This is a genomic window from Lactococcus fujiensis JCM 16395 (assembly GCF_002441655.1).
In the GTDB taxonomy this organism is placed as follows: Bacteria; Bacillota; Bacilli; order Lactobacillales; family Streptococcaceae; genus Lactococcus; species Lactococcus fujiensis.
In genome coordinates this window covers 1-11,133 of record NZ_JXJU01000025.1, presented here as the reverse complement: position 1 = coordinate 11,133, position 11,133 = coordinate 1, and the positions used below count along the sequence as shown (strand labels likewise).

The following is an 11,133-nucleotide window of genomic DNA, read 5'->3' as shown; positions in this document are numbered from 1 at the left end:
GATTTTCAAACTTCGCAACAGAACCCCTTCTTACTCATGCGCCCCTCCTAAAAGTTGTGTCATTGACGCAATGATATCCTTGCTATCCTCTGTCACCGCAAACTCTTGAATCATGGCTAATAACTCTGCTTCTTGAGCTTTAATATCTTTGTTGACTTGCTCCAATTCCTTATTCACTTGCACCAAATCAATCGGTGCTTCTTCTTCAAAGGTATCGACATAACGTGGGATATTCAAGTTAAAGTCATTCTCTTTGATTTCATCAAAGCTGGCCACATGGGCATACTTGTCTTCATCTTTTCTCGCTTGATAGGTTTGTACAATCTTTTTGATATGGTCGTCCGTTAAGATGTTTTGATTCTTTTGTTTTTCAAAGTCATTGGAAGCATCGATAAACAAGACATCACGACTGCTTCTGTTCTTCTTCAAGATAATGACGGTTGTTGGGATACTTGTCCCATAAAAGATGTTAGCTGGAAGGCCAATGACCGCATCAATGGCTCCCTCTTCAAGCAATGCTTTACGGATGGTTCCTTCTGCTGCACCACGGAAAAGCACACCATGTGGCAAGACAATTCCCATGGTTCCACTATCTTTCAAGTGATAGAAACCATGAAGCAAGAAAGCAAAGTCTGCTTTTGATTTAGGTGCTAATTTACCATAGCGTTCAAAACGAGAGTCAGATAAGAACTTATCTGCGGCTGACCAGTTGGCAGAGTAAGGCGGGTTCATGACAACAGAGTCAAATTGATAGGGTTCTTCTGTTGGCCAGTCTGAGTCCAAGGTGTCCCCGTTCTTCAGATTCATCCGTCCATGGTCTACCCCGTGCAAGATCAGGTTCATACGTGCCAGGTTAAAGGTCGTCGTATTCAATTCTTGACCATGGTAAGTGACTTTATCTGGATGTGTTAAGTAACGACGGATATTAAGCATCAATGAACCTGACCCCATGGTTGGGTCATAGATATGGAATGGCGCACGTTCTTCTTGTCCGATGGATGTGATTTCTGAGATAATGCGTGACACAGCTTGAGGTGTATAGAACTCCCCTGCTTTCTTTCCTGCACCTGCCGCAAACTGACCAATCAAATACTCATAAGCATCCCCAATAACGTCGCCATCATGAGAAAAGAGGTCAATTTCATCAAGGGCACGAAGGACCTCAATCACAGTGATGTTTCTTTGTTGGTCGTTAGAACCCAATTTGTTTGATTTGAGGTCGATGTCCGCAAAGAGCCCTTGGAATTGTCCGCCTTCACTTTCAAGCGTGTTAAAACCTGATTGGAGCTCTGTTAACTGAAGGTTATAGCCATCTGCTTTCTTACGGAAGCTATAGAAGAGTTGGTCTGGAGTGATGAAGTAGCCCAATTGAAGCCGCATTGTTTTTTGCAAGTCTTCTGGGTCTTCTTCATACCAGTCATTCAAGATTTCAAACTGTGCCTCACGGTCTGGGTAAGTCTCTGTTTTTCCGTTTTCTTGTTCATAAGCTTCACGAAGTTCTAAATCAGACAGGTATTTATAAAAGACTAAGCCTAACAAGTAGTTTTTATATTCGCTAGCGTCCATTTTCCCACGTAAGATATCTGCGGATGCCCATAGTTGGGCTTCAAGTGCTGTTGACATTAAAGTTCCTCTTTCCAAGTTTGAATGATTTCAAAGATTGATTTCAATTTTTCGTTAATGACGGTAGTCCGTCTTCTGTATTTTTCGCCAGTTAAAGCTTCAAAGCTGGCTTTATCTAGGTTCATTTCATCCATCATCTGATTCAGATAAGGGATAGGTTTATCAGCGTGATATTCTCGTTCAGCCATTCTTAAACTGTCGAGCTTAAAGCCATAAGTGTCAGAAAGGTCAAGCAAGAGTGCTGTAATTTGTGCCTGAATGGCTTCATTTTTCAGCTCTACCACGTCCACTTCGTTTTCTTCAGCTTCAATTTGTTGGCCCAAGCCCTCGTACATGGCTTTGATGGCTGGTGCTTTCTTCTCAATCTCTCGGTAGAACTGAGCTTTTGATTCTGAGTCATCCGATTGGAGTCGTTTAAGCAATTGGTTGATGAAGTAGCTATCCACCTGGTCTAAGCGGTTGGCACTCAAGTCTGATGAGAAGCGGATATCAGAGAGAATGTCCTCCCAGTCAATCCCTGCATCATCCTCATCGACCAGTTCTTTCAAGCTGGCTTTGAGATTTTCAACTTCTCCTCTGTACTGAGTGAACTCCTCAAGCATTGGCTTAAAGGCATCTTCCTCTTCCTCATAAGCGTCATAACTTTTAAGGGCTTTGGCGGTCTTTTCAAGTTTTTGGAAGGCTGCGACCTGAGCAGCGATGGCTTTCACATCATGTGGGTTTTCTGCTCGTGCTTGTGCTGCCTGTTGGTAATTGTCTCTATCTGTAAAGAAGTCTTCTTTTACGACACAATACTCTTTTGGCAGTAAAACTTCCTCTTTCCTTTTTTCATTTGAGAACAAAATAAATGTCTTTTCAACATTCTCTTTCATGGTTTCTGGTTTTCTGAAGGTCACAATCGTTCCACTTTCTTTTCCTGGGTAGATACGATTGGTTCTTGAGAAAGCTTGAAGAAGTTTTTGATAGTTCATCTCCCGGTCCACATAAAGCGTTTGAATGGTCGGTGAGTCAAAACCAGTTAAAAGACGGTCTACAACAATCACTAAGTCCAGCCACTGGCCATCTTTTTGATATTGTTTTTCTTTTCTGGCAAGACGCTTATTGATATTCTGGTTGTAGAGCTTTTCATCTTGATAAGGGTGAGTGCCAAATTGTAAGGAGTAGTCTGCCATGATTTGAGCTAGCACTTCATCTGTTTCGTTCTTATCCAGTTGGTTGGGATTACTTGAGAAAGTAATGGCCACACGTGGAAAGGCTGTATCAAGCATGGGTTGATGATCCTTAAGGGGACGGCCTGAGAAGAGCTTGTCTTCTGCTCTCAATTCTTGGAGCTTGGCATAGATGGCTTTGGCTTGTTTAATGGAGTGAGTGGTTAAGATGGCCGACATGGTTGGCATCCCTTTTTCAAACTTGAATTTCTTATAGAAGCTTTGATAATCAAAGATTTTATGCAGGAGCGCCGTGATGTGTTGGTCATTCTCATAGACCTCAGAAGTCATTAAGTCTTCTTGGGCCAGTTTCTCTTCTGGAACAACATCGTCATTAATTCGAGAAATAAGTTCTTCTTGTTCCCCATCAGTTAATAGAGAATGGTATTCGACATTAAACCCGAGGACTGCTTCATCATCCATGGCATTCTTTGTCGTGTAGGCATGAAGAAGGGGACCATATTGAACTTCTGTGGTTCTGGCGTAAGCACCATTTTCTTGTTTTTTATTTTGTTCAAAAATTGGAGTTCCTGTTAAACCAAACCAGGTTGATTGAGGCAGCTCTTTTTTGATATGTTTCATTTCCTCATCACTTACCGCACGGTGGGCTTCATCGACAATGAAGACGATGTGCTCTTTGCGCAGTTTTTCAAAACGGTTGGTGCCTTCTGCTTCACTCTCTTTTTGAGCCGCACGAATGGCCGCAGAGAGTTTCTGTATGGTCGTCACCAGGATCGTGTTGTTGTTTTTCTTTGATAAGAGACTATCCCTTAGTTCTCTTTGATTCTTAATCCCAACAATCAAGGTGTTGCTTACGCTGTTGCCTGAGGTTTGACCCGTATGGAACTCTGAGGCAAACTTGGTAAACTCGTCTTGTGTTTGTGCATCCAGGTCTGTACGGTCGACGACCATGACTGTCCGGTCGACCCCTACAGAGTTCTGTGCCAAGAGTTTCGTAGCCACAAAGCTGGTAATGGTCTTTCCAGAGCCTGTCGCATGCCAAATATAGCCGCCCTCATGTTTACCTGCTTGTTCTCTTATCTTCTTAATGGCATGTATCTGATAAGGTCTTAAGACCATGAGGTATTTTTGACTCTTTTGGTCATCCACTAAAATGGTGTATTGACTGATCAGTTCGTGTGCGCCTGGAATCTTGAGGACTTCGCGGGCAAAGTCAAACAGGTCTGGAACAGGTGTATTATCTGCTTTTCGCCAATTGAACAAGAACTTCTTCATCCGGTCATAAGCTTCGACCGTATTTTGGCTGGGTCTTGCGAAATAACGCGTGTCCACTTTATTCGAGATAATAAAGAGTTGGGTTGCTCCATAAATACCATTGAAAAAGCCATCTTCTATGGCGTAGCGTTTGATCTGGTCAAAGGCTTGCATAAAGCCATCTTTTGCGGATTCATTTTTTAACTCCATGTGAATGATGGGAATCCCATTCATCAGTAAGCTCACGTCTCCCCGAGTCTTATGATCAGTGTCAGGAACTACTTGATGAACAACCTCGTAGGAAGAGGTGCCACCAGCAACGTCACGGTTACGAAAAGCTTCTAAGCTTAATTGATCCCCATTTTCACGTTCTAAGCCAATCTGGGCAACCCCGTTTTCTCCTCGAAGCCATTGAGCGGCCGAAAAAGGCGTTGAAGTTAAACGGCCAAATTCTGCCCGTACTCGATTAAATTCGATATCCGTTAAAACTTCTCCTTCTAAGATCGCAAGGTTCAAGCGATTTAAATGGCCTCTAAAATTTTCCCAAAGCGCTGCTTCAGAGGTTAAATCTGGCCGGTAACGCCATTGGTTTTCTTGCTCACTTAAAATCTGAATCAAATGATTTTCAATGTCTAACTCCGAAGTCATTACTTCCTCTACTTTCCGTTTCTTCCAACTGCTTCGAATCAGGAATACAGTGAATTTATCCTTCCTTCTATTTTACGATAAAAAAAGTAAAAAAGGGGATTCTATTTTATTTTTAAGCAAAAAAATGTGAACGCTTAATAAAACAATATCCCCCTTGCGCAAGTTATTTTTTTCAAGAATTAAATTATCGTTTGGAGGCAAAAGAGAGAATAAGATGACAGCCTAAAAATTACTTTTCAGATTTTTTTTAAAGTGGAACTCAAATTCTATTGCTAAAGATTTTGTGATAGGAAGCTCCCCCTCACTTCTCGTTTTGTTAATTTCATCGATGAGAACATCTAAGTTTTTTAAATAAAATTTTTAATTACCAATGAAATCACTTTTCATTTTCGAAATATCTTTTTTATCAAACTCACCAAGTTTGTTTACTTTTTTTTGAGATTTGATTTAATATTTTCCGATACAATTTTGTTCAATCATGTGACTTTTCGTTTCATCTAATACGGTTTTTAAATTAGATCAATCAAGAAAATTTTCTCCGCCTTTTTAAACCATGGCTCGAAGAAATTCTGAAATATTCTTTTTCTTAGCTGGCTTCATTTTAAAAAAATCTGTTTTTTTTTTCGTCTGCAATGTCAGGGACTTTTAAATTTTTTGGACGACTTCTCTTGTAATTTTCTCATAGAAAAAGAATGGATTAAGTAGGTTTAGAAAACTCGAATCTTACAGTGGCGAGCATAGCAACCGTGGCCACAGTCGCAGAAATAACAAAAAAATCAGGGAGGTCACTCTAACGAGTTTGACCTTTCCTGACTATTTTTTTTTTGTTATTGTTTTTGGGAAAATCCCCAACCCCCTTTTTAACATTTATTTGATCAATATTTTTTCTTAATTTATTAAATTAAGTTCAATAAAATATCTGCTTTCTCACATATTTTTTCTATTTTGAGATCTTTTTCTAATTCATTAAGGTCCTTTTGAAATTGTTTATCTGAGTCAAGTCTCATGATTAAATTTTCCACAAATCCGATAATCAAAATAATTTAACTGATAGAATTGTCATTTAAATTTTCAAAATTTCTTCTTTCCCTATTCTATTTTTTTGAATTTCCGCACTTATTATTTTGTATTTTTTCTCATTTTCGTGAGTCAACCTGACCTGCAAATAATAATTTTTCCATAAAAAATCATCTGCCTTATTTTTTATTATCCTTCGAACCTGTCTATGAAAATTCAGCAACCGATCATTCAACTTCGAGCTTTTTGTTCATGACAGAACTCATCTTTTTTCGTTAGAACCCCTTCTCCCTGTATCGAGAATTTCTTGTTCAATTGTTATTTTATTACTGGTCGTTTTATCTAAATTTTTCTTTTCTTAAAAGAATTGATTCGTCATGATATGAATCTTGATTTGAATCAAGACTCTTAATCTTTTTTCAGTTCCAAAACTTCCACCATATTTTTTTCTCAAGAGGTACTTCTTCTGTTTTTTGATCTATTTTAATTTCCTTCCCGAAATATTACTGAATTTCATATGAGTATTATTATTCTATTCTCTTTGTTTTTCTTGTTCTTTTTTCTTTTAAGCTGCCCTTTTAGGCTTCTATTACAAGATTTTTAGCACGCTTTTATAACATCACTTTTAGTGATGTGTAAGTGCGCATTTAAAACTAACAGTTTTATGCTGGTGTTTTATTCTTTTTGCTCTATCTTTTCATTGCTCTTTATAAGTTCTCTTGAGAAGAATATTTTATTTGTAATATGATTGAAGCGCCTTGGGCAAAAGATGCAAATGGAAATTCAGTTTCAACTCATTATATTATTAGTGGCAATACTTTAACACAAGTTATTGATTTTGATAAAGATAACTTTGTTCCAATTGTTGCAGATCCTAATTGGGTTCATTTAGGTAAACATTGGTATAATAAAGTGGATAATGTTGCAACTGCTATTGATATTGCTACTATTTTGGCTGGAGTTGGAATTTCATCTAAAACTAGTAGCACAGTTATAAAATTAATTAGAGCAAACAGAACAAATATTACACGAGTTGTAGAGTCCAAAATAGCTGCAATGCTTGGTAGGAGTGCTGCATCTTGGGTAGGAACTGCGATCAATATTGGTCTAACTATTGGCGGTACATCAATCGGAAGTGTGGTTGCTGAAGGCCTTGACAGAGTAGATGGTAAAAATGATGGATATATATTAGCGTGAGGAAGAACATGAAAGAAATTAATATAAAAAAGCTCTCATTAGTAAGCGATATAATTATAACTGTTATTTGTTTAGGTCCTCCTTTATGGCTAATTTGGGGAACTTTTGAAAACATACCAGAGCAAAATAAAATTTATTCAAGTCTCTTAAGTATCCCTTGTTTAATAATCATTGGCTTTGTTTGGGGACAAAGTTCAAAAGAAAAAGAAATTATGAAATGGGCATCAGAGGCTGATGAATTAGAAAAAAAATTAAAGGAATTACAGGAAAGTTCTAAAAAATAAACTTAGCTCAAAATTTTTTCAAAATTGAATTAATAATTTAGAAAAGCCCTGCTAAAAGCAGAGCATTTTATAACGAATTTAAGTTTTGTAATAGAATTGATTCGTTAGTCTTTGGTGAAGATAATACTTCATCAGACATCAATAATAAATTGAACAGCTAAGTTCTTCTTCTCAAAAAGAAATTGTTGATTTGATCAACCAACGTTTTGAAGAAGAAAAGATGAAGAATAAATAAATAAAAAAAGAGGGGCGGAAGCCCCTCTTATATTTTATCTTTATATATTTTGTCTTTTGTTCTTTTGCGGGCAAAAAAAACCAGTGTTTGCAAGGCTTTCAGCGATTATACGTGGAGAAAAAACTGTGCATACGTGGAGAAAAAACTGTGCATACGTGGAGAAAAAACTGTGCATACGTGGTATTTTTGTATTGACAATACCACGCGTTAATGGTAATATAAAAGCATAGGACTATTTCTTTGGTCAGAATTCCTATGCTTACATTAACCCCAAAAGGAGTACTATACTATGAAACCAATTATATCAAAAAATAGGCGAATTAACCATATGAATGAATTACAAGAACGCATGGTTGCTCAAAGCAACGATTTAATCACAAGTGTAGCTAAAATGGATAAGACACCTTTAAAGATTTTTGAATTAGCAGTATCTTTTATTGATACTGCTAATCCTCCAAAAGATAATCTTATTTACTTATCAAAACAAGAGCTTTTTTCTTTTTTTGATGTATCTGATAATGATAAACATAGTCGCTTTAAAAAAGCAGTTGAAAAAATGCAAAAACAAGCCTTTTTTCAAATCAAAGAAGAAAAAGACAAAGGGTTTAGTTTCAAAAGTATTGTTCCTATTCCATTTGTAGAGTGGAATGACTATAATGATGAAGTGAAAATAGAATTTAGTCAGCATATAATGCCTTATTTAGTAGATATGAAAAAAAACTTTACTCAATATGCGATTACAGATATTATGGACTTGAATAGTAAGTACAGTATTATTCTTTACAAGTGGCTTTCTATGTATTTCAACCAGTTCGAAAAATACGAATTTAAAAATAACCGTACTCAGAAACAACTTGATAGTTACAGAAACCCTAGAATTGATATATCTGAATTAAGACTTATCACAGATACAGTAGATGTCTATAAAGACAATAGAGATTTTTTTAAATCTATGGTAGATAAAGCAACAGAAGAAATTAATCGTTTTACGCACTTTAACGTTTCCTACGACAAAATAAAAAAAGGACGTTCCATTGTAGAGATTCAGTTCCACATTGAAAAGAAAGTAAACTGGAAAGACGAAGAATATAAACGTAATGATGAAACTGCTACTCTTTCTATCGAACAGAAACAAGAAAAGAATGATATTCTTTTTGCACAAGGAATCGCTAACACTTATACAGTAAAACTTTTAACAGCTAATTTGATTACAGGACTGGATATGACTAACCAAGAAACGATTATCGGGCTTTCTAAGCACGTTTATCCTCTCTATGATGAAATAGTACTACACTACGGAGAAAAGGCTCTCAGCGACCATTTAGGCTACGTAAGCGATCATATGATAAACTTTAATTCCTCTAAGAAGAATATCGTTAAATATCTTGCAGTTTCTGCTCAGCAATATCTTGATAACGGAGTTGGAAATGTTGTAAAGGAAAAGAATGAGCAAGTAGCAAAAGAAAAGACAAAAAGAAGTAAACCAGTAAAAAAAGCACCTGAGTGGTCAAATGCGAACTATGTTGATGAAAGCACTGAGGAAGAAAAACAAAGGTTTGCAGAATTACAGAGAAACATGAGAAAATAAAAAGCACTTATAGGTGCTTTTTATAATACTACTATACTATAATACTGTAATACTATAATACTATAATACTATACAATTATATATGTTGACAATATTATAATATTATAGTATTATAGTACTATACCATTATAATACTATAAGGAGATGCTTATGAGAAATGCAAAAGTAATATCATTCCCAATGCAAAAAGGCGGTGTTGGTAAAACAACAACAAGTAAAAATGTTGCTGAAATACTTGGTAAAGATTTTAAAGTCTTAGCCATTGATAATGACCAAAATGCAGATTTCACTGATACATTTACTAGCAAAAGATTAATAGAAAATTCAGGTGCTTTAACACTCTATGATATTTATATAAAAAATGCTTCAATCAGTGATGTAAAAATGCAAATAACAGAAAACATTGATTTAGTACCATCTAGTATTATGTTAGCAAACGTAGATATAGAACTGACAGCAAAGATGTCAAGAGAATATATCCTAAAGAAAGCAATTGATAAAGTGCGTTCAGATTATGATTACATAATTATTGATTGTTCACCTTCCCTTAGTATGACTACCATTAATGCATTAGTTGCAAGTGATTATACAGTTTTTGTAACACAATCCGAATATTTCTCTAAACAAGGGTTAAGACAATTACAAAAAACTGTTGATATGGTTAAAGAAATCAATCCTGAATTAAAAGAACTAGGGTTAATTCTAACAATGGTAGACAATACTAATCACGTAAAAGAAGTAACAGAAGATTTAGAAGAAAATCATTATAATATTTTAGGTAGAATAGATAGAAGTACAGTAGTACGTGACTCTATTATGACAAAGCAAGCAGTATTTCAATCTTATCCATTGCATAAAACTTCTACTGAGTATCAAGAATTTGTAGATAATATATTAAAAAAGATAGAGGAGTAAGAATATGGCTAGAAAAACTTTGAAACAAATTGAAGAAGATGAAAAAAAAATGTTAAATGATCTATCTAAAAACAAAACAGATAATATAGATACTACTGAAAAGAGAGAACTATTTAAAAATATTGAAAATAAGGTTCAAAAGAAAAACACAAGCTATGATGAAATAAAAAAGCACTTCGAAAAAACAGGAATCGGAAAACAAGGTAGTTTTTACCTTAATGAAGATTTAATGAAATTGTTTAGAAAGAAAACCTTCGAAGAGGGAATAAGCATAGCAGAAGTAGTTAGAAAATTATTGGTACAGGACTATTTCACAGAAGACGAACTAAGAGAGATATACATTAAGGAAGAACTGAATTAGCATTATAGTATTATGATACTATAATATCTTAATACTATAATACTGTAATACTATGATATTATATAAATCTATGAGATATCGTGAAAAAAATGTAGTTTCTAAATTTAGTCTTTACCTGAAACAACATATTTCAAATATGCTTAAGCAGATTAAAAAATAGATCACTAGCTGACCTATTTTTTATTTTATATTGATGATAAAACGCTTTTCCTTGTTTTGTAAAGGGAAAATATAATATTCTAGCTCTTGTTTGGGAATACAGAAATGTTACAAGAACGTGATTTTTCCAATAACATCAGCGACCTTGTTTTAAATTAATTTTGTACTAAATCAAAGGGAATGGGAAAATTTGCAACGGAATATTTAAAGTTATCAAATTATAGAACGAAAGATAATTACCTTTGGAGCTATACTTAAAAATGATTATGAAAAGTACCTGATTGTTTAGAAATTGTTAGGAGGGGTTAGTTTAATAATGATTGTTAAGTATTCATTTGTTCTGACACATTATCTGAGCACTATTCTTATCTTTAATATTTAGAAAAAATATTTAGAATTTTTTTATCTTTTACGCTTGTTATTTTTTTGTAAATAAATGTAAATTTAGTCTTGAAATATTAAAATAGTTGTGATATAACTAACTTAAATAAAACTTAAATTATGTTAAGGAGAAAAGATGGATAAAAAGAAGTTGTTCTTTGGGGGCTTAGTATTGTTAGCTCTCCTTGCGTTGGGGATAGGTGTGAAACAACTTTCCTCCCCTCGGAGTCAGAACAGTGCACCAGATACAACCGTTGTAGATTTAGATTCCTCCTCTGAATCTAAGAAACTTAAAGAGAGTC

The 11,133-nt window shown here is 35.1% G+C and carries 7 protein-coding genes; 5 read left to right on the top strand and 2 right to left on the bottom strand.

Features of this window, described 5'->3' with window-relative positions; all coding sequences use genetic code 11:
• Window positions 1-30: 30 nt before the first annotated feature.
• Window positions 31-1,623 carry a type I restriction-modification system subunit M gene (locus tag RT41_RS09730; protein WP_096819195.1) on the bottom strand — a complete coding sequence of 531 codons (1,593 nt, stop codon included), beginning with the start codon at window positions 1,621-1,623 and terminating at the stop codon, window positions 31-33.
• Complete coding sequence (locus RT41_RS09725) at window positions 1,623-4,694, bottom strand: type I restriction endonuclease subunit R (protein ID WP_054639983.1); 3,072 nt, start codon at window positions 4,692-4,694, stop codon at window positions 1,623-1,625. Before RT41_RS09725 ends, RT41_RS09730 begins: the two co-directional genes overlap by 1 nt.
• Before the next feature lie 1,761 nt (window positions 4,695-6,455).
• On the opposite strand from RT41_RS09725, the gene RT41_RS09715 reads away from it, so the two are divergent.
• From RT41_RS09715 to RT41_RS09695, 5 genes are all read left to right on the top strand, one after another.
• Window positions 6,456-6,908: a hypothetical protein gene (locus RT41_RS09715; protein ID WP_054639982.1), complete on the top strand. Its 453-nt coding sequence runs from the start codon at window positions 6,456-6,458 to the stop codon at window positions 6,906-6,908.
• 8 nt (window positions 6,909-6,916) lie between these two features.
• On the top strand, window positions 6,917-7,192 hold the full coding sequence (locus tag RT41_RS09710) for a hypothetical protein (protein WP_054639981.1): 276 nt from the start codon (window positions 6,917-6,919) through the stop codon (window positions 7,190-7,192).
• A 524-nt stretch (window positions 7,193-7,716) separates the two neighbouring features.
• Window positions 7,717-9,015 (top strand): RepB family plasmid replication initiator protein, encoded by a 1,299-nt coding sequence (locus RT41_RS09705; RefSeq protein ID WP_245811683.1) that lies wholly within the window; start codon window positions 7,717-7,719, stop codon window positions 9,013-9,015.
• Between the two features lie 150 nt (window positions 9,016-9,165).
• Window positions 9,166-9,930 (top strand): ParA family protein, encoded by a 765-nt coding sequence (locus RT41_RS09700; RefSeq protein WP_180752717.1) that lies wholly within the window; start codon window positions 9,166-9,168, stop codon window positions 9,928-9,930.
• A gap of 4 nt (window positions 9,931-9,934) precedes the next feature.
• Window positions 9,935-10,291: a hypothetical protein gene (locus RT41_RS09695; RefSeq protein ID WP_096819189.1), complete on the top strand. Its 357-nt coding sequence runs from the start codon at window positions 9,935-9,937 to the stop codon at window positions 10,289-10,291.
• The last annotated feature ends 842 nt before the right edge of the window (window positions 10,292-11,133 follow it).

What these genes read in the sequence shown, in the direction of transcription:
- RT41_RS09730 (WP_096819195.1), bottom strand. Translation starts at nt 1,623, where the DNA reads ATGTCAACAGCACTTGAAGCCCAACTATGGGCATCCGCAGATATCTTA.
- RT41_RS09725 (WP_054639983.1), bottom strand. Translation starts at nt 4,694, where the DNA reads ATGACTTCGGAGTTAGACATTGAAAATCATTTGATTCAGATTTTAAGT.
- RT41_RS09715 (WP_054639982.1), top strand. Translation starts at nt 6,456, where the DNA reads ATGATTGAAGCGCCTTGGGCAAAAGATGCAAATGGAAATTCAGTTTCA.
- RT41_RS09710 (WP_054639981.1), top strand. Translation starts at nt 6,917, where the DNA reads ATGAAAGAAATTAATATAAAAAAGCTCTCATTAGTAAGCGATATAATT.
- RT41_RS09705 (WP_245811683.1), top strand. Translation starts at nt 7,717, where the DNA reads ATGAAACCAATTATATCAAAAAATAGGCGAATTAACCATATGAATGAA.
- RT41_RS09700 (WP_180752717.1), top strand. Translation starts at nt 9,166, where the DNA reads ATGAGAAATGCAAAAGTAATATCATTCCCAATGCAAAAAGGCGGTGTT.
- RT41_RS09695 (WP_096819189.1), top strand. Translation starts at nt 9,935, where the DNA reads ATGGCTAGAAAAACTTTGAAACAAATTGAAGAAGATGAAAAAAAAATG.